The organism is Ruegeria sp. AL2, from assembly GCF_056540845.1.
In genome coordinates, this window is the sequence record NZ_JBQFXM010000010.1 from 25148 (window position 1) to 42871 (window position 17724).

Here is a 17724-nt window from a genome sequence, read left to right on the forward strand (position 1 = left end):
CTGAAAGCTGGGGTTATTCCGCTGCGACGGCAGTCTTGGCATTAAACCGGTCGATGATCGCGTCGGCGCAGTCGCGCCCGTCACGGATCGCCCATACAACCAGCGAAGCACCGCGCACGATGTCGCCAATTGCGTACACACCTTCCATTTCGGTTTCCCCGGTCTGGAATGCTGCCCGGACCGTTCCCCATCGGGTGACGGGCAAGTCGGGCTGCCCGAACAGCGTTGGCAGGTCTTCGGGCTCAAAACCCAGCGCCTTGATCACCAGATCGGCGTCCTCGACATAATCCGCGCCTTCGATCACTTCGGGGGCCTGGCGACCAGATGCATCGGGTTGCCCCAGGCGCATTTTCTGCACCATCACGCCGGAAACCTTGTCGTCGCCCGTGAACCCCTTGGGTGCACTGAGCCATTCGAATACCACGCCTTCTTCCTCGGCATTCTGTGTCTCGCGCTGCGAACCCGGCATGTTAGCCCGGTCACGACGGTACAGGCATTTGACTGACGTCGCGCCCTGGCGGATCGATGTGCGCACACAATCCATCGCGGTGTCACCACCACCGATCACGACAACCTTCTTGCCCTCGGCATTCAGCCGTCCGTTGTCGAAATCCTCAACAGCATCACCAAAGCTTTTACGGTTTGATGCGGTCAGGAAATCGATTGCCTTCTCGATCCCGGCAAGACCACTGCCCGGCATGGACAGATCCCGCGACTTGTAAACGCCCGTCGCGATGATGACCGCGTCATGCTTGGCGTGAATTTCCGCGAATTTGGCAGCGTCCACGTCGCAGTTCAAAACGAACTCGACACCGCCGTCAGCCAACAGGTCGTTGCGCCGCTGGACGACTTCTTTTTCAAGCTTGAAGCCCGGAATGCCATACATCAGCAACCCACCCGCACGGTCGTAGCGGTCATAGACCGTGACCTGAATACCGGCCCGACGCAGCATGTCTGCCGCGGCAAGACCGCCCGGCCCGCCACCGATGATGCCGACGCTTTCACGGCGCTCTGCCGCAGGGACCACTGGCTTGACCCAGCCTTTTTCCCACGCCGTGTCGGTAATGTACTTTTCGATCGTTCCGATGGTAACTGTTCCATGACCGGATTGTTCGATCACGCAATTTCCTTCGCACAAACGGTCCTGCGGGCAGATGCGGCCGCAAATCTCGGGGAAGGTGTTTGTCGCCTGGCTGGTTTCGTAAGCTTCTTCCAATCGTCCGGTTGCAGTCAGCCGCAACCAGTCGGGAATGTTGTTATGCAGCGGGCAGTGCGATTGGCAGTAAGGCACACCGCATTGACTGCAACGGCTGGCCTGTTCTGCTGCTTTCTCGGCAGCGAATTCTGCATAGATCTCGTTAAAGTCTTCTCTGCGGTCATTGGCGGCACGCTTTTCCGGCATGACGCGGTCGATCTGCACAAATTTCAGCATCGGTTGCTTGGCCACGGGTTAGACTCCATGAATTGGCTTGGTTCGGTTTCTTTATGCGATGCGCAAACGGATGAAAAGTCATATATACTGACCTATTATGAGAATTTTTCACCCTTCCACTCGAAATCGGCAAATTATGGAGGGAATTTTAGGTACGATCCGGACCTATATGAAGACTTTCCTTTTCTCCACTGCCCTTATAGCCATACACCACAAGAAAATCGTGGCGACAGCACGGCAGGGCAGATGAGTCTTTTCCACCTGATTCTCGTGGCAATCATTCAGGGAATAACTGAGTTTTTGCCCATTTCGTCTTCGGGTCACCTGATCCTGCTGCCGAATTTGTCAGGCCTTCAGGATCAGGGTCAAGCCATAGACATCGCGGTGCACGTCGGAACCCTCGGAGCGGTCGTTCTGTATTTCTGGACGGATGTGAAGCAGGCCCTTGCCGGGTTGCCGCGCGCCTTGAACGGCCGGACAGATACGCCGCAGGCCCGTTTGGCTCTGGGCCTCATCATTGCAACAATTCCAACCGTGATTGCAGGTCTGATCCTGCATCTGACCGGGTTAAGCGAGGCCATGCGTTCGATCGCTGTAATCGGATGGACAATGCTGGGCTTTGGCCTGCTGCTTTATTGGATTGACCAGAAAGGCCCACAGACGAAAGGGGCGTCTGATTGGGGTGTGCGCGATGCTTTCATCATGGGGCTGTGGCAGGTTCTTGCGCTGATCCCCGGAACATCGCGATCCGGGATCACCATTACAGGAGCACGTCAACTGGGCTATACCCGAGCAGACGGCGCACGGATTGCCATGCTTATGTCAATCCCAACCATTCTGGCCTCAGGCACACTGCTGGCACTGGATGTGATACGCGACGCTGATGCGCAACTGGCACGGGACGGGGCCATTGCCGCGGCATTTGCTTTTGTCTCGGCACTTCTGGCGCTTAGCCTTATGATGCGACTGCTGCGCAGTGTCAGCTTCACGCCCTATGTGATCTACCGCGTCATACTGGGCGCGGCATTGTTGTTCATGGCCTACAGCTGATCAGATACGCAGGTTTTTCGCCGAGTTCTGAATGTCGTCATACTGCCCCGATGGGCGGAATTTCCAAAGATATTCCGGCAGCACCGATTCCAGAGTGGTCGGCGCAATGCCAAGATCCGCAAAGGACTTGGCCCCGTCAGATACCACGTTGTCATGACGCAGATTCCTGACCTGGTCGCGGGTCAGAATGTTGTTCGGGAACAGCTGGAAGCTGACGAATTTCGCAATATCCAGCACGCCCGCCATAATCCGGGCAGCAAAGAACGGCAGACCGACAATGATGCGCCGCCGGTGGATCACTTCAAGCATCTGTTGCATCAGGGCGCGGAAGGTTTTCACTTCCGGCCCGCCAAGCTCGTACACGCCCGGCTCAGCCTGCCCCAGAATACCTTTGACCGCTGCCTGGGACACGTCGTCCACGTAGACGGGTTGGAATTTGGTCTCAGCACCAACCACCGGCAGGAACGGACCCATGCGAGTCATCCCGGCAAATCGGTTAAAGAACTGATCCTCGGTACCGAAGATCACAGATGGGCGAAGGATCACTACATCCGGCATGTGCTTCAGCACACCCGCCTCGCCCAGCGCTTTGGTCCGGGCATAATCGCTGGCCGCGTTTGCATCTGCACCTATAGCCGAGATATGCACCATTCGACCAATGCCCTGCTGTGCGGCCAAGCGCGCAATCCGCTCGGCCCCTTCGGTCTGAACGGCATCAAACGCGTTCTTGCCCAGTTCATTAAGCACACCCACACAGTTCACCACGACATCGGCGCTCTGCATTGCCAGCGCGACCGAGGCGTCATCGCGGATATTGCACAGCACAGGCTCAACCTGTCCCACGGCGCCGTAGGGTTTCACGAACATGGCTTCGTTCGGGCGTCGTACAGCCACCCGCACACGCCACCCCTCTCTCGCCATGCGCCGCGCGATGTAGCGACCGACAAATCCCGATCCGCCATAAATCGTCACCAGTTTCGACATGAGAGGGCTCCTGCTGAGAAATTGCGCCCTAGAACTAACGCCCGCAGGCCAACCAAACAAGGCACTAATTCGCCGCGCCGGTCATGAAATAATAAGGCCAAAACTTCAGTTCGAAAACCGAACTTAAAAAACTTTCAAAATTCATTCAGAATCCGGTTGACGCCCCGCGCCAGTCAGCTTAAACGCCGCTCCACGACACCTGCCCAGGTGGCGGAATTGGTAGACGCGCTAGCTTCAGGTGCTAGTGTCCGTATGGACGTGGAGGTTCGAGTCCTCTCCTGGGCACCATTTCTTCCCAAAGAAAATATGGAAGCAGCCGCCTAATGAGCTGGTGATGTCTGAATCAGTGTCTTATCGCTTCAAATCATCTTTGAAACAGCGGCGATTCTGTCATGACAAGATAAACCGCAATAAAGGGTCCTCGTGGCGCTATGTACACCCGCTTGGTTCTGGGTCGCCTATCCCCTCCTGCTTTTGGTAAGCGGCAAAGCCAAAGAAGGGTAAGGCAGCGCCGGTATTACGCGCGCTTTTCACTGATCGAGGTTACGCCCAGAACATCCAGCACCCTGGCTTCGATCTGCTCTGCATTCATACCCGCAACGGCATACATATCCGCAGGGCTGGCCTGATCAATGAAGATGTCGGGCAAGACCATCGAGCGGTATTTCAAGCCCCGGTCAAAAACACCCTCATCCGCCAGAAGCTGTGCTACATGGCTGCCAAATCCGCCAACAGCGCCTTCTTCGATGGTGATCAACGCCTCATGATCCGCAGCCAGATCTAGGATAAGGTCCCGATCCAGCGGCTTGGCAAAGCGGGCGTCGGCGATGGTTGGGTTGATGCCTTTGGCGGTCAGAGACTCGGCTGCTTTCTGAACTTCAGCCAGCCGCGTGCCAAAAGACAAAAGTGCGACGCGCGCGCCTTTTCGGATCATGCGGCCTTTGCCGATCTCCAGTACCTCACCACGTTCGGGCAGGTCCACTCCGACACCTTCGCCGCGCGGATAGCGGAAGGCAATCGGCCCTTCATCATGCGCAACAGCGGTTGCCACCATGTGCATCAATTCCGCCTCATCCGCAGCGGCCATGACGACCATGCCCGGTAGATTGGCCAAATAGGCAATATCGAACGACCCGGCATGGGTGGCACCGTCAGCGCCCACCAAACCTGCGCGATCAATGGCAAACCGAACGGGCAAGCGCTGAATTGCGACGTCATGCACAACCTGGTCGTAACCCCGCTGCAAAAAGGTCGAATACATGGCGCAGAATGGCTTCATCCCTCCTGCCGCCAACGCCGCTGAGAAGGTCACGCCGTGCTGCTCGGCAATCGCCACATCGAAACAGCGCGACGGGTACCGTTCGGCAAACAGGCCCAACCCGGTGCCATCTGGCATCGCGGCAGTCACTGCGACGATCTTGTCATCGTGCGTGGCCGCATCCACCAGAGCCTTGCCAAAGACAGACGTGTAAGAAGGCGCGTTTGACGGAGCCTTTTTCTGCTCACCCGTGACCACATCGAATTTGGCAGTCGCGTGGCCTTTGTCGCGGGCCTGTTCGGCTGGTGCGTACCCTTTGCCCTTCTTGGTCAAGACGTGGATCAGGATCGGCCCGGTTGCCCGCGCCTTGACGGTGCGCAGAACCGGCAGCAGCTGATCCAGGTCATGCCCATCAATGGGCCCGAGATAGGAAAACCCGAGCTCTTCGAACAGGGTTCCGCCGACGGCCATACCCTTGAGCATTTCCTTGGCGCGCTTGGCCCCTTCGCGGAACGGTTCGGGCAACAGTGAAACAGCGCCCTTGGCGGCGGCTTTCAGATCGTGGAACGGCGCCTCGGCGTACATTCGGGACAGATAGCTGGACAAGGCACCTACCGGGGGGGCGATGCTCATCTCATTGTCATTCAGAATGACGATCAGGCGTTTTTTCAAGTGACCTGCGTTATTCATCGCCTCAAAGGCCATACCTGCCGACATCGATCCATCACCGATCACGGCAATGGCGTCGCCCAACCCTTCCGGAGTCACACCGCCCAGATCACGCGCAACGGCAAAACCCAAAGCGGCGCTGATGGACGTACTGGAATGCGCGGCGCCAAACGGGTCATAGGGGCTTTCGCTGCGCTTGGTGAAACCGCTCAGGCCGTCTTTCATACGCAACGTGCGAATGCGGTCGCGCCGTTCGGTCAGGATTTTATGCGGATAGCACTGATGGCCTACATCCCAGATGATCTTGTCGCGCGGTGTTTCGAAAACTGCGTGCAGCGCGGTCGTCAGCTCCACAACGCCCAGACCCGCGCCCAGATGCCCCCCGGTTACGGAAACCGCCGAAATCGTCTCGGCCCGCAATTCCTGCGCAACCTGATGCAGCTGCGCGTCCGAGAACCGCTTGAGATCGGCGGGGCGGTTCACAAGGTCCAGCAGAGGCGTTTTGGGGCGGTCAGACATTTGGCGCGTTCCTGGCTTAGCTGTCCCGGGCAATAACGAAGCGAGCGGCTTCCTTCAAGGTTTCTGCCGTCGGGCCATACCCGTCCAGTGCGGCACAGGCCTGATCAACAAGTTCACTGGCACGGGTTCTGGCAGCATCCAAACCCAGAAGAGATACGAAAGTGGCCTTTCCCGCATCCGCATCTTTCTGAAGACGTTTGCCTGCCTTTGACGCATCACCTTCAACATCAAGGATGTCGTCTGCAATCTGAAAAGCAAGACCAAGGGCCCGGGCATATTGGCGCAAGGGCTCTGGATCCGCTTTTGCCAGACGCGCACCCGCACAGGCGGACCATTCGATCAAAGCGCCCGTTTTGCCGCCCTGAAGCCGTGTTATCGCATTCAATGTCAGAGGCTCAGAAGCGGTTTCTGCTGCGATATCAAGCGCCTGCCCCAAAACCATACCTCGCGCACCGCTTGCCCTGGCCAGTGTCAGTGCCAGATCAACGCGAACGTCTGCATCTCCAACCTCGGGCCGGGTGCACAGTTCAAAGGCCAGTGTCTGCAGCGCGTCCCCGGCAAGTACGGCCGTGCCTTCGTCCCATTTCACATGAACCGTGGGGCGTCCGCGCCGAAGATCGTCGTCATCCATACAAGGCAGATCGTCGTGAACTAGAGAATAGGCGTGAAGGGCCTCGATTGCGGTCGCGGGCCAGATCGCGCGGGACTCGTTGATTTGGTGCAGGCGCGCACTTTCCAGAACCAGAAAGCCGCGCAGCCGTTTACCGCCACGGGTGGCATAGGCCATTGCCCGTGTCACATCCAGATCGGCCAGCGCGCCCATTGTCAGGTCAAAATGATCCTGAAGACACGCCGCGTCCTGCGCCAGTCTTTCCTGAAACATTTACTGACCTTCGACAGGTGTTGTCCCGGTCGGTTGGCCATTCGCGTCCAGAGTGATCGCGGCCACTTTTTCCTCGGCCCGCTTCAACTCGTCCTCGCAACGCTTTTTCAAAGCGGCCCCGCGTTCATACAGCGCAATCGACTGATCCAGCGCCACGTCGCCGCGCTCAAGCTGGCCAACCACGGCCTCAAGCTCTTTCATGGCCTGCTCGAATGTCATCTGTTCAACTGGGGTATCGGTCATCGTGCTGCCTTCATCAGTTCTTCCACATGGGCGCGTGCCGCCTCGGCCAGTGCGTTCAGATCATACCCGCCCTCCAGAGTCGAGACGATACGGCCCTGACACACCTCATCGGCTATCCCGCACAGCTCTGCCGTGATCCAAGCAAAATCGCCGGTCGACCAGTTCAGGTTGGCCAGAGGGTCGTCCTGATGCGCATCGAACCCGGCCGAGATGATGATCAGTTCCGGCCGGAACGCCCGCAAGCGTGGAAAGGCCTGCGTTTCATAGGCGGATCGCATCTCAGCCCCGCCGGTGCCCGGGGCAAGCGGGATGTTCAGAACGTTATCGTAAGCGCCTGTCTCGTCCGGGCGGCCCGATCCTGGCCATAACGGCATCTGCTGGCTCGTGATTACCAGGGCCCGATCTTCATCCCACAGCAGGTCCTGCGTGCCGTTGCCATGATGAACGTCGAAATCGACCACTGCGACCCGCTTCAGCCCGTGGTAATCCAGCGCATGTTTCGCAGCCAGCGCCGCATTGCCAAACAGGCAGAACCCCATAGCTTTCTCGGCTTCGGCGTGGTGCCCCGGTGGGCGAATGGCACAAAAGGCGTTCGGCGCCTCACCGCCCAAAACCAGATCAACGGCCCGTACCGCCGCACCAGCCGCACGATAGGCCGCATCCACGGAACCCGGTGACATGAAGGTGTCCCCGTCGATTTGCGCAAACCCGTCAGTAGGGCGTGACGATCTGATGTCTCGGATATGGCTTTCGGGATGAACACGCAGCAAATCATCGTCTGCCGCCAGTGGAGCGGTCACGCGCTTCAGGTCAAGTCCTTCAAGCGCGTGCAGGATATGCTCCAGCCGCGCCACCTGTTCCGGATGACCTTGCGGTGTGACATGTCCAAGGCAATCGGCATGTGTCAAAAGGGCGGTTTTCATCGGGATCCCATCTTCATCTGGCTAAAATATCCTCGCCGAAGGCTTAAATCGCCGCACAGCGGCTCATTCAATCGGGCGCCAGCATATAGCCCGCGCCCCGGACTGTCTGCAGATACCGGGGCTGTTTCGGGTCCTGTTCGATCTTCCGGCGCAGGCGGGTGATCTGCACGTCCACCGCACGTTCCTGTGCCTGTCCTTTATCCCGGCCCAGATCTTCCACCAGTTTTGCGCGGCTGATTGGCTCACCAAGTTGGGCCGAAAAGATTTTCATCAGCTGGCTTTCGGTCGCGGTCAGGCGGACTGGCCTTTCGCCCTGCCACATTTCACCGCGTTCAATGTCATACCGGATGGGGCCGAGATGCAGGATCTTCGCCGCTGTTTCCTCGGCCGGGGTTTCCGGCATCCGGCGCAGAATCGCATTGATCCGCAGTAGCAGCTCTTTCGGCTCGAAAGGTTTGGCGAGATAATCATCCGCCCCGGCTTCAAGCCCTGCAATCCGATGCTCGGTCTCGCCCTTGGCGGTTAGTAACAGGATCGGCGTCGTATGGGTGTCACGCAGCGATCTGGTCAGGCTGACACCATCTTCGCCGGGCATCATCACATCCATGACGATCATGTCGAAATCCAATCCCGACAGAACCCGCCGCGCATGGGCCGCATCCCGTGCCGCCGTCACCAGAAACCCGTTTCGCATCAGGAATTTCTTGAGTAGATCGCGAATGCGTTCGTCATCATCAACAATCAGCAAATGTGCATCTATTTCGCTCATGAAGTCGTATCCCGCAATTTCGTATAGGCATGACGCATATCAGCATCCATCATTGCTTCAAGCACTTTGCGAAACCCGGCCACGGCCTCGGGACCGGCATCCTTGAAGGCCGCGCGCATTCTTGTTCGTTGCGCATCTGACAACGTGGCCTCCAACGTTTCGCCCTTTTCCGTCAGAAATAGATGTCGTTCGCGTTTGTCCACGGTTCCGACCCGGCTTTCCACCAGACCATCCTCGATCAACGTCCGAAGGACCCTGTTCAGAGACTGTTTTGTAACCCCGAGGATCGCCAGCAAGTTGTTCACCGTGGTGCCCGGGGCGCGATTGATAAAATGGATCGCGCGGTGATGGGCGCGGCCATAGGCCATTTCGGACAGGATACGATCGGGATCCGCGGTAAAGCCGCGATAGGCGAAGAACATGGCCTCGATCCCCTGCCGCAATTGTTCATCCGTCAAAAACAATAGGCTTTCGCCCCCATATCGCGGGGCCGGGCGGATTTCGGACATATCATGCCTCATTCGTTACTCGGGTTCGACTTTATGTCAGCGTTATTGACATTCCAAGGGCAGAGAGGTATCGAATCGCAGTTTTTGCGCAACATTGTGTCCGCATCGGACCTAAGTAGCGCAACAATCGGAAATTTAACCCGGTTCAGGAGGTTTCGCATGGCAGGGTATGATGATCGTGACGGTGTCATCTGGATGGATGGCAAGCTGGTGCCCTGGCGCGATGCCAATGTGCATATTCTGACCCACGCGATGCACTATGCCTCATCCGTGTTCGAGGGGGAACGCGCTTATAGCGGCAAGATCTTCAAAAGCCGCGAACATTCCGAACGTCTTATCGCCAGCGCCGAGGCACTGGACATGCCGATGCCTTATTCTGTCGATCAGATTGAAGCAGCCAAGGAAGAGACCCTGAAAGCCAGTGGCCTTCAGGATGCCTATGTCCGCGCATTGGTCTGGCGCGGGTCTGGCGAAGACATGGGCGTGGCGTCGGCCCGCAACCCGGTACGGATGGCCGTCGCGGTCTGGCCTTGGGGTGCCTACTATGGCGACGCCAAGATGCAGGGCGCAAAACTGGACATCGCCGAATGGAAACGCCCCAGCCCGGAAACCATCCCAGTTCACGCCAAGGCTGCGGGCCTTTACATGATCTGCACCATTTCCAAGCACAAGGCCGAAGCCAAGGGATGCTCGGACGCGCTGTTCATGGACTGGCGTGGTTATGTGGCCGAAGCAACAGGTGCCAACGTGTTCTTTGTCAAGGATGGAGAGGTTCACACCCCGCTGGCGGATTGCTTCCTGAACGGTATCACCCGCCAAACCGTCATTCAGATGCTGAAGGATAAAGGCATCACTGTGCATGAGCGGCGCATCAAGCCCGAAGAAATGGCTGATTTCGAACAGTGCTGGCTGACCGGAACCGCGGCCGAGGTCACTCCGGTCGGGCAAATCGGCGATTACACTTTCGAAGTCGGCGACCTGACCCGCGAAATCGCAGAAGATTACGAAAAGCTGGTCCGCTCATAATAACTTGATAACTTGCAAAACCCCGCTTCGGCGGGGTTTTTGTTGCAGATCGTGCAAATTGTCGTGCAAAGCGTTCCGTGATCTGGACGATCGGATCAGTTCCCGTATTTTCAACACATGTTGGATCTACTCAGCGATATTCTCACCCGCTTGTCCCTGCGTGGCACGTTCTACTTCCGCACGTCGTTCACACCACCATTTGGTATTCAGGTGCCGGAATTCGAAAACGTCGCGCGGTTTCATTTTGTTCAACGGGGTGAGCTCAAGGTCCATGTCTCATCCACCGGGGAAACGTTGCGGTTGCGGCAGGGGGACCTGATCCTGATCCCTCATGGGGCGCCACATGCGTTGTTGTGTGCCGAGGTCAGGCCACTGGATGCGCTTCCTCTGGAAAAGGTTCTTGAGATTGCCGGCTACAAGGGCGATGGCGTTCTTGTCTATGGCGGTGCAGACGAGGACCGGGACACACAACTGATCTGCGGTCATTTTTCATTCACCGGCCCAGCAGGACGAAAAGGCACCGGGCATATGCTGATCGACCGCCTGCCGCCCTACATCCTGATCGAGAATTATGGCGAAGAGGCCGGATCGTGGATGGAATCGACCCTGCGCATGATTGGATCCGAAGTGTCCGGGGCCCGTATTGGCGGCGATCTGATTGCCCTGAAGCTGTCCGAAGTTCTGTTTGCGCAGGCGATCCGAACCTACCTGGAACGGCAAAGCCCTCAGGACACCGCCCTTGCGGGCTTTGCGGATACACGCATCTCACGCGCATTGACGGCGTTCCACCAAGCGCCAGCGCAAGACTGGAGTGTTGCGACACTGGCGCGTGAATCCGGCATGTCGCGCACGGCCTTTTCTCAGTTGTTTGCCCAGAAGATGGGCACGACGCCGATGCAATACCTCACCGACTGGCGCATGCAGATTGCGTGCCATGGCCTTACAGAGGCACGATGGAACGTCGCAGATGCAGCAGCCGAAGTTGGATATGCCTCTGAGGCCGCGTTTTCCCGCGTTTTCAAGAAGCAGGTCGGCTTGTCACCAGCCGCATATAGGTCCATGCACTAAAACGCCGAATATTCTGTACGATCTGCAAGATTTTTGAAACGATCAAGAATTCAGCGTTCGGGTCAGGCTTTCTATCTTTCTTTCATCACTGATTGAAAAGAGGAAAATCTTATGTCCCTGCGTTTCGTTACCCGCACTGTCCACGCGTATCTGGACTACCCGGTTGCCATTGCCCTGATGACACTGCCATTCCTGCTGGGATTGGGTCAGTCCAACCCGCTGGCGCTGTGGCTTTCGGTTGTCACTGGCGTCGCCGCCTTTGTCCTGACGGTTCTGACCGACCATCATTTGGGAATTTGGCGCGTTCTACCCTACAAATTTCACTTGGCCGTGGACCTTGTTGTCGGCATCACCTTTCTGTTTGCACCTAGTGTACTGGGGTTTTCAGGATTGGATGCGGCGTTCTACTGGCTGAACGGTGCGGCCGTGGTTCTCGTCATCTCGCTCAGCGCGCCCGAGCAGGAAGTCGCTGCCTGAGCGCTGTGCCTCTGCATTGGCAACTTTGTCCAAATACTGCCAAAAAAAGCTGAGCTGCCTGTTTTAGAAATCGGCGGCTCAGAGCAGAGAAGTGTATCGACCGGTCGGGTGAATTTACTTGAAAAAGCTGACTGAATTCATCAGATTTATCCCAGTGCGGGGTGAGGTCACAGATGACAGACACGCTTGACGAAATCATGGCCCGACATGATGCGCTAGTTGCGTGCGGGTGCAACTGTTGCGAAGGCGACTATTGTGCCTATGCTGATCGCCAGAACCGGGACACCGCAACCGCAGAAGAAGCCCGGGCACAAGGCACCGTCCGTCAACGCAAGTCGTTGCGATATATCTTTGAAACTGTGCTAAGCGGCAGAGGATAACTGCGCAGCAATACGGGCTGCGCTATTGCAAGGTTCAGAAATCCACCCCGCGCTGGGCCTTGATTCCCGCCTGGAACGGATGCTTTTCTTCGGTCATCTCGGTGACCAGATCTGCATAATCACGCAGCGCCAGCGGTGCGTCGCGGCCTGTCAGGAACACACTCGTCTTGTCCGAACGCGCGTTCAGCCCGTCTATCACCTGCTCGACCGAGAGATATCCATAGCGAAGTGCGATGTTGATCTCGTCCAGAACCACCAGATCGTATTCGCCACTTGCCATAAGGGCGCAAGCCTTGTCGAAGGCGGCGTTGGCGGCTGCAATGTCGCGCTCACGATCCTGTGTGTCCCAGGTAAACCCCTCACCCATCGTGTGCCAGGTGACCAGATCACGTTCTTCGAAGAAACGGCGCTCGCCGGTTTTCCACTTGCCCTTGATGAACTGCACCACGGCGACCTTCTGACCCCAACCAAGCGCGCGGATGACCACGCCAAAGGCCGCAGATGACTTGCCTTTGCCCTTGCCGGTATTGATCAGAACAAGGCCGCGTTCGGGGTCGACGGCCTCGGACACTTTCTTGCGGTGCTGGGCCTGCACCTTTTGCATCTTTTCCTTGTGATCCTGCGCGTCGCTCATTGGGGAACCTCTTTGATTGTCCGGCCCAACCTAGGGAAAGAATGCAAAAGGTAAAGTCACGCTTTGGGGTCCGTGACAGAACGCGCCTTGCCACGCTCAAGCCCCAGCTGGTGTTCGCGCCAGATCACAACAACATTGCCTGCGATCACCAATGCGGCCCCGATCAGGATCGCAACGGTGGGCAATTCATCAAACGCGAAATAACCGATCACAATCGCAAAAAGCATTGTTGCATAGTCATAAGGTGCCAGCATCGATGCCTGTCCAAACCGATACGAGGACGTGACCAAGATCTGTGCAACTCCGCCAATCAGCCCCATGGTGATCAGTATTAGAGCCTGATTCAGTGTAGGCATTGTCCATCCCCAGATCGCTGTCAGCGCCGAAAGCAGCGTCGCTGTCAGCGAGAAATAGAACACGATTGCGGCAGGGTGATCGACCTTGACCAGTTGGCGGATGTGGATCTGCACAAAGGCCCGGGCAAAGGTCGCGCCCAGTACGCATAGCGCTCCGATGGTTGCAGCCGTTTCCATCTGAGTGCTGCCAAGCCGGGGCCAGATCATGATCATCACGCCAAGCAACCCAAGTGCCACGGCACCGATGCGAATCATGCGGATGCGCTCACCCAGCATCACGGCGGCCAAAATCAGGGTGAAGATCGGCGTGGCGTAACCGATTGCGGTGACTTCGGGCAGCGGCAGCAGGCTAAGGCCGGTGAATGTCAGCCCCATGGCGCTGGTCCCCAGAACCCCGCGCCAGAAATGCCCCATGGGTTTCTTGACGACAAAGCCTTGCGCCAGCTCTCGGCGCGCGGTCAGCCACAGAATGATGACCGGAATAGCAAACAGGGACCGGAAGAACACCAATTGGCCCGGTGGGAATTCGTCAGATAAGGCTTTGACTAAGGCTGACATCGACGTGAACAGGAACAGCGCGCCAAGCTTCAGCGCTACAGCCAGCAAAGGTCGATGCGATGTTAAGGGTTTTGTCATCGGCGCGACCCTGCGCCTTTGCAGAAAAAAGATCAACGGGGTGGATCAGGTGATGGTCCACGAGTTCGGTATCGATGCGCCGATTTCCGCTGCAAAAGCCTCAAGGAACTGAAACATTCGGCCCGCCCTTGCTTGCGCGATCTGCTTGCCTGCATCCGTCAGCATGTCGTCCGGCAGGGTCAGCAGTTTGACCTTCCAGTGATCAATCGAATACCGCAGATCGTCCAGCGGGCGCGCCTCTGCGAATGGATCAGCCGGATCATAGAGAACACGCCCCAAAGCACCCGATACAGAAAATGTGCGCGCAATCCCGATGGCACCCAAGGCGTCAAGGCGATCCGCATCCCGCAGAATCCGGGCCTCCAGCGTTTCGGGTGGGATGTTGGCCGAGAAGCTATGGGCCGCGATCGCATGTTGCGCGGCCTGAACCTGATCGTCGGAAAAGCCCAGTTTTGCCAGAATAGGCCCTGATTCAGTCGCTGACTGACGTGAGGCAAACTGTCGTTTCGGGTCATTCTTGGGTAGGTTGACCAGATCATGAAGATAACAGGCTGCCAACAGGACGGGGATGTCCGCCTGAGCGCCTGCAATGGCCTGAGCATTGGTCCAAACACGATCCAGATGGGCCAGGTCATGGGCCGGATCAGTTTCCATGCGTTGCGCGACAACAGCACGCAAACGCGCGCGCAGATCAGCCGATCCGTCCACGGTTTTCTCCGATCTGACCACGGTGCAGCAGCAAGTGATCTAGGATAACACAGGCCATCATCGCCTCACCGACAGGGACAGCGCGGATGCCAACACAGGGGTCATGACGGCCCTTTGTGATGATCTCGGTCTCTTCACCGGATTTTGTAATGGTCTTGCGGGTGGTCAGGATCGAAGAGGTCGGCTTGACCGCAAAGCGCACGACAATGTCCTGCCCGGTCGAGATGCCGCCCAGAATCCCGCCTGCGTGGTTTGAACTGTATTGCGGGCCATCCTGACCCATGAAGATTTCGTCGGCATTGGCTTCACCAGTCAGTTCGGCGGCAGCCATGCCTTCGCCGATCTCGACGCCTTTGACAGCGTTGATCGACATCATCGCGGCCGCAAGATCAGTGTCCAACTTGGCGTATATCGGCGCCCCAAGCCCTGCCGGGACACCGCGTGCCACAACCTCGACCACGGCACCGACCGAGTTGCCGGATTTGCGCAGATCATCCAGATAGATGGCCCAATCCCCGGCCGCCTGTTCATCAGGCGTCCAGAACGGGTTCTGTTCAATCTGCGCCCAGTCGAATTTGGAGTGGTCGATCTTGTGCGGACCGATCTGGGTCATGTAGCCGGTGATCTGCACATTGGGCGCAATCTGTTTGATGGCCTCGCGCGCCAGTCCACCCGCGGCCACACGCGACGCGGTTTCCCGGGCTGAACTGCGCCCACCCCCGCGATAATCGCGGATGCCGTATTTCTGCCAGTAGGTGATATCGGCATGGCCCGGACGGAACTTGTCCATGATGTCGCCGTAATCTTTCGAGCGCTGATCGGTGTTTTCGATCATCAGTTGCACGGGCGTGCCTGTAGTTTGGCCTTCGAACACGCCAGAAAGGATCTTGACCTGATCCGGTTCGCGCCGCTGCGTTGTGAACTTGTTTTGCCCCGGTTTGCGCTTGTCCAGCCAGTGCTGGATCATCGCCTCGTCAATCGCAACGCCCGGCGGGCAACCGTCGACAGTGGCGCCCAAGGCGGGCCCATGGCTTTCACCCCAGGTGGTGACGCGGAAAAGATGGCCAAAGCTGTTCATCGACATGGGGCGTGCTCCTTTGCGGATCGTGATTAGCGGGCAAGGCCCCCGGCCTCAAGCGGATTTGGCCGTTGATGGTTTGAACGCCGCCCGTCGGGCGGCGCATTTTTGAGTATTTTCGAAAAGATGAAGATCAGGCGGCCTGCGCGATTTTCGCACGGATTTCCGAGATCATCAGCGCGGCCTGAGCCGCTTCGCGCCCTTTTTGTACGAAATGGTCGCGATAGATCGAATTGTGATGTTTGGTTTCCTGATATTGGTGCGGGGTCAGCGAGACCGACAGGACAGGAACCCCTGTATCAAGCCCGGCGCGCATCAGACCATCGACCACGGCCTGCGCAACGAAGTCGTGCCTGTAGATGCCGCCATCAACGACAAAGGCAGCGCAGGCGACGGCGGCATAGCGCCCGGTCCGGGCCAGATCACGGGCCAGCAGGGGCATCTCGAACGCGCCGGGAACGTCATAGACATCGACTTGTTCCGAGGGGACGAGTTCGAGGAAGCCGTCGAGCGCGCGGTCAACAATATCGGAATGCCAGTTGGCTTTGACAAAAGCATAGCGGGTGTGTGTCATCATGATCTCCTTTCAGTTTGGTGGCCTGCCGGCAGTCGCGAGAACCAGATCCCATTTCGCTGCCAGCCCGGCATGACACGTCACCCAAGGCGATCACGAGCAGGCGCGCCGGTTCACCGGCGCGGCTTGCACGTTCTCTTTCATCCGGACTGTAACCGTCGGCTCTGGTATCTCACCAGATCTGCTGACACCCCGAAAGCCGGGGCCGCTCGCGGGCTTGCGGGCCGTGGCCTGCATACCGCCGGTGGGGAATTCCGCCCCGCCCTGAGAACGAGGCGGACCTTGCCAAGAACTGTCCGACGCTGCAAGAGAATTGACAGGAGGACATTCATGCACCCTAACCCCGCTTTTCGCGCCGAGGATCGAGCCCGGCATGTTGAATTCGCCCGCGACCGGGCGTTCGGCGTTCTGGCACTCTCTGCCGAAGAGGCCCCGCTATTAAGCCACGTCCCGTTTCTGCTGTCCGAAGACGGTTCACTGGCTGACCTGCATCTTGTGCGCTCGAACCCCATTGTACGAGCGCTGCGCGAGCCGCAGCACGCAAAGATCGCGGTGCAGGGGCCGGATGCATATATTTCGCCGGATTGGTACGGTGTCGAAGATCAGGTTCCGACTTGGAATTATGTCGCCGTGCACCTGATCGGAAAACTTGAGCTGCGCCCGCAGGACGAGTTACGTGACGTGCTTGACCGCCAATCGGCGTTCTACGAAAAGCGGCTGCTGCCCAAGGCCCCATGGGTCACGGGAAAAATGTCCTCTGACGCGCTGAACAAGATGATGCGCATGATCGTACCGTGCCGCATGCGCGTTGAAGATATTCAGGGCACCTGGAAGCTTGGTCAGAACAAACCCGAAGGTGCGCGAAATGCTGCTGCTGATCAGGTATCCACTGGCTTTGGCAGTGAAATCGCCCGGCTGGCCGCCTTGATGCACAAGGCGTAGCCAGCACCAGGCGCCGGGTTTACTGGGGGCTGAAAGTCGCCAGATAAGCGGCAATATCGTCCGCACCGCTCTTGAGTTTGACGCTCATGTTCGGACGGGCAGTTTCGTCATCCAGAAATTCCTTGATGAAGCCGATAGGATCCTGCGCATAGGCAACGATGTTTTCCTCGGTCCAGACCAGACCTTCTTCGCCGGCACGGATCATGTCGTCCGTGAACATGCCGATCGGCAGGCGCTCGCTTCCATAGCGATAATCGTTTTCGGACCCGGCCACGCGACCGATGACGCCGTACAGATTCGGGCCGGTGATTCCACCTTTGACCAGAACTTCACCATCCTTGATGATCGCATGACACGAAGAACAACGGTTATATATCGCCTCACCTTTTGCGGGATCGCCCGCGGCAAGAGTCTGAGTGGGAAGGGCCATTGTGCACAAGGCAGCGGCCAGAACGATCTTTGACATTGGGGTCTCCTTGCGGGAGTTCGCACGCCTTTTGCGCTGTCCTTTATTCGCGCGGAAAGTGCAACAGGTGGGGCGCGTGCAATTTATAATTTAAATCATCTATTTAGCGAGTATGTTTTTGCTGAAAACAATCCCCGTTC

The 17724-nt window shown here is 57.8% G+C and carries 20 protein-coding genes, 1 tRNA gene and 1 riboswitch; of the genes, 7 read left to right on the forward strand and 14 right to left on the reverse strand.

The window, feature by feature from the left end; all coding sequences use genetic code 11:
• Window positions 1-13: 13 nt before the first annotated feature.
• Window positions 14-1447: an NAD(P)-dependent oxidoreductase gene (locus ACR0ID_RS13200; RefSeq protein WP_480519703.1), complete on the reverse strand. Its 1434-nt coding sequence runs from the start codon at window positions 1445-1447 to the stop codon at window positions 14-16.
• Between the two features lie 231 nt (window positions 1448-1678).
• Here ACR0ID_RS13200 and ACR0ID_RS13205 point away from each other — a divergent pair, with 231 nt between their 5' ends.
• Window positions 1679-2482: an undecaprenyl-diphosphate phosphatase gene (locus tag ACR0ID_RS13205; protein WP_480606055.1), complete on the forward strand. Its 804-nt coding sequence runs from the start codon at window positions 1679-1681 to the stop codon at window positions 2480-2482.
• On the opposite strand, the gene ACR0ID_RS13210 is transcribed toward ACR0ID_RS13205, so the two are convergent.
• Window positions 2483-3466 (reverse strand): complex I NDUFA9 subunit family protein, encoded by a 984-nt coding sequence (locus ACR0ID_RS13210; protein WP_480606058.1) that lies wholly within the window; start codon window positions 3464-3466, stop codon window positions 2483-2485.
• A 201-nt stretch (window positions 3467-3667) separates the two neighbouring features.
• On the opposite strand from ACR0ID_RS13210, the gene ACR0ID_RS13215 reads away from it, so the two are divergent.
• Window positions 3668-3754 (forward strand) — tRNA-Leu (locus ACR0ID_RS13215).
• 229 nt (window positions 3755-3983) lie between these two features.
• Here the strand turns inward: ACR0ID_RS13215 and dxs are convergent.
• The 6 genes from dxs to ACR0ID_RS13245 form a co-directional block, all read right to left on the reverse strand.
• Window positions 3984-5912: a 1-deoxy-D-xylulose-5-phosphate synthase gene (gene dxs / locus ACR0ID_RS13220; RefSeq protein ID WP_480606059.1), complete on the reverse strand. Its 1929-nt coding sequence runs from the start codon at window positions 5910-5912 to the stop codon at window positions 3984-3986.
• Between the two features lie 16 nt (window positions 5913-5928).
• The gene (locus tag ACR0ID_RS13225; RefSeq protein ID WP_480606061.1) at window positions 5929-6795 is read right to left on the reverse strand and encodes a polyprenyl synthetase family protein; all 867 of its coding nucleotides are present in this window, start codon (window positions 6793-6795) and stop codon (window positions 5929-5931) included.
• The gene (locus tag ACR0ID_RS13230) at window positions 6796-7038 is read right to left on the reverse strand and encodes an exodeoxyribonuclease VII small subunit (RefSeq protein ID WP_120634800.1); all 243 of its coding nucleotides are present in this window, start codon (window positions 7036-7038) and stop codon (window positions 6796-6798) included. It lies immediately after the preceding gene.
• Window positions 7035-7961 carry a histone deacetylase family protein gene (locus ACR0ID_RS13235; protein WP_480474583.1) on the reverse strand — a complete coding sequence of 309 codons (927 nt, stop codon included), beginning with the start codon at window positions 7959-7961 and terminating at the stop codon, window positions 7035-7037. Before ACR0ID_RS13235 ends, ACR0ID_RS13230 begins: the two co-directional genes overlap by 4 nt.
• A gap of 67 nt (window positions 7962-8028) precedes the next feature.
• Window positions 8029-8730, reverse strand: coding sequence for a response regulator (locus ACR0ID_RS13240; RefSeq protein ID WP_480606064.1), 702 nt, complete (start codon window positions 8728-8730; stop codon window positions 8029-8031).
• The gene (locus tag ACR0ID_RS13245) at window positions 8727-9239 is read right to left on the reverse strand and encodes a MarR family winged helix-turn-helix transcriptional regulator (protein ID WP_480474579.1); all 513 of its coding nucleotides are present in this window, start codon (window positions 9237-9239) and stop codon (window positions 8727-8729) included. The genes ACR0ID_RS13240 and ACR0ID_RS13245 overlap by 4 nt, the downstream gene beginning before the upstream one ends.
• A 159-nt stretch (window positions 9240-9398) precedes the next feature.
• Here ACR0ID_RS13245 and ACR0ID_RS13250 point away from each other — a divergent pair, with 159 nt between their 5' ends.
• The 4 genes from ACR0ID_RS13250 (at window position 9399) to ACR0ID_RS13265 (ending at window position 12190) form a co-directional block, all read left to right on the forward strand.
• Window positions 9399-10265 carry a branched-chain amino acid aminotransferase gene (locus ACR0ID_RS13250; protein ID WP_480474578.1) on the forward strand — a complete coding sequence of 289 codons (867 nt, stop codon included), beginning with the start codon at window positions 9399-9401 and terminating at the stop codon, window positions 10263-10265.
• A 117-nt stretch (window positions 10266-10382) separates the two neighbouring features.
• Complete coding sequence (locus ACR0ID_RS13255; protein WP_480606067.1) at window positions 10383-11333, forward strand: AraC family transcriptional regulator; 951 nt, start codon at window positions 10383-10385, stop codon at window positions 11331-11333.
• A gap of 111 nt (window positions 11334-11444) precedes the next feature.
• On the forward strand, window positions 11445-11810 hold the full coding sequence (locus ACR0ID_RS13260; RefSeq protein ID WP_480606070.1) for an SPW repeat domain-containing protein: 366 nt from the start codon (window positions 11445-11447) through the stop codon (window positions 11808-11810).
• A 173-nt stretch (window positions 11811-11983) separates the two neighbouring features.
• Complete coding sequence (locus ACR0ID_RS13265) at window positions 11984-12190, forward strand: hypothetical protein (protein WP_480474574.1); 207 nt, start codon at window positions 11984-11986, stop codon at window positions 12188-12190.
• Window positions 12191-12224: 34 nt separating this feature from the next.
• Here ACR0ID_RS13265 and cobO read toward each other — a convergent pair whose 3' ends face one another.
• The 5 genes from cobO to ACR0ID_RS13290 all read right to left on the reverse strand — a co-directional run bounded on the left by cobO (window position 12225) and on the right by ACR0ID_RS13290 (window position 16176).
• A complete protein-coding gene (gene cobO, locus ACR0ID_RS13270; RefSeq protein ID WP_480606073.1) occupies window positions 12225-12824 on the reverse strand; it encodes a cob(I)yrinic acid a,c-diamide adenosyltransferase in 600 nt (199 codons plus the stop codon).
• A gap of 56 nt (window positions 12825-12880) precedes the next feature.
• On the reverse strand, window positions 12881-13816 hold the full coding sequence (locus ACR0ID_RS13275) for a DMT family transporter (protein ID WP_480482758.1): 936 nt from the start codon (window positions 13814-13816) through the stop codon (window positions 12881-12883).
• A gap of 45 nt (window positions 13817-13861) precedes the next feature.
• Entirely contained in the window at window positions 13862-14524 is a 663-nt protein-coding gene (locus tag ACR0ID_RS13280; protein ID WP_480606076.1) for an HD domain-containing protein, read from the reverse strand.
• Window positions 14508-15608 (reverse strand): chorismate synthase, encoded by a 1101-nt coding sequence (aroC, locus tag ACR0ID_RS13285; RefSeq protein ID WP_480606079.1) that lies wholly within the window; start codon window positions 15606-15608, stop codon window positions 14508-14510. Before aroC ends, ACR0ID_RS13280 begins: the two co-directional genes overlap by 17 nt.
• Before the next feature lie 127 nt (window positions 15609-15735).
• Window positions 15736-16176, reverse strand: a complete 441-nt coding sequence (locus ACR0ID_RS13290) for a 6,7-dimethyl-8-ribityllumazine synthase (RefSeq protein ID WP_480555085.1) — start codon at window positions 16174-16176, stop codon at window positions 15736-15738.
• A gap of 128 nt (window positions 16177-16304) precedes the next feature.
• A riboswitch (FMN riboswitch) is annotated at window positions 16305-16452 on the reverse strand.
• A gap of 54 nt (window positions 16453-16506) precedes the next feature.
• Here ACR0ID_RS13290 and ACR0ID_RS13295 point away from each other — a divergent pair.
• The gene (locus tag ACR0ID_RS13295) at window positions 16507-17118 is read left to right on the forward strand and encodes an FMN-binding negative transcriptional regulator (protein ID WP_480555087.1); all 612 of its coding nucleotides are present in this window, start codon (window positions 16507-16509) and stop codon (window positions 17116-17118) included.
• A gap of 19 nt (window positions 17119-17137) precedes the next feature.
• On the opposite strand, the gene ACR0ID_RS13300 is transcribed toward ACR0ID_RS13295, so the two are convergent.
• Window positions 17138-17584: a c-type cytochrome gene (locus ACR0ID_RS13300; RefSeq protein ID WP_480474561.1), complete on the reverse strand. Its 447-nt coding sequence runs from the start codon at window positions 17582-17584 to the stop codon at window positions 17138-17140.
• Window positions 17585-17724: the final 140 nt, after the last annotated feature.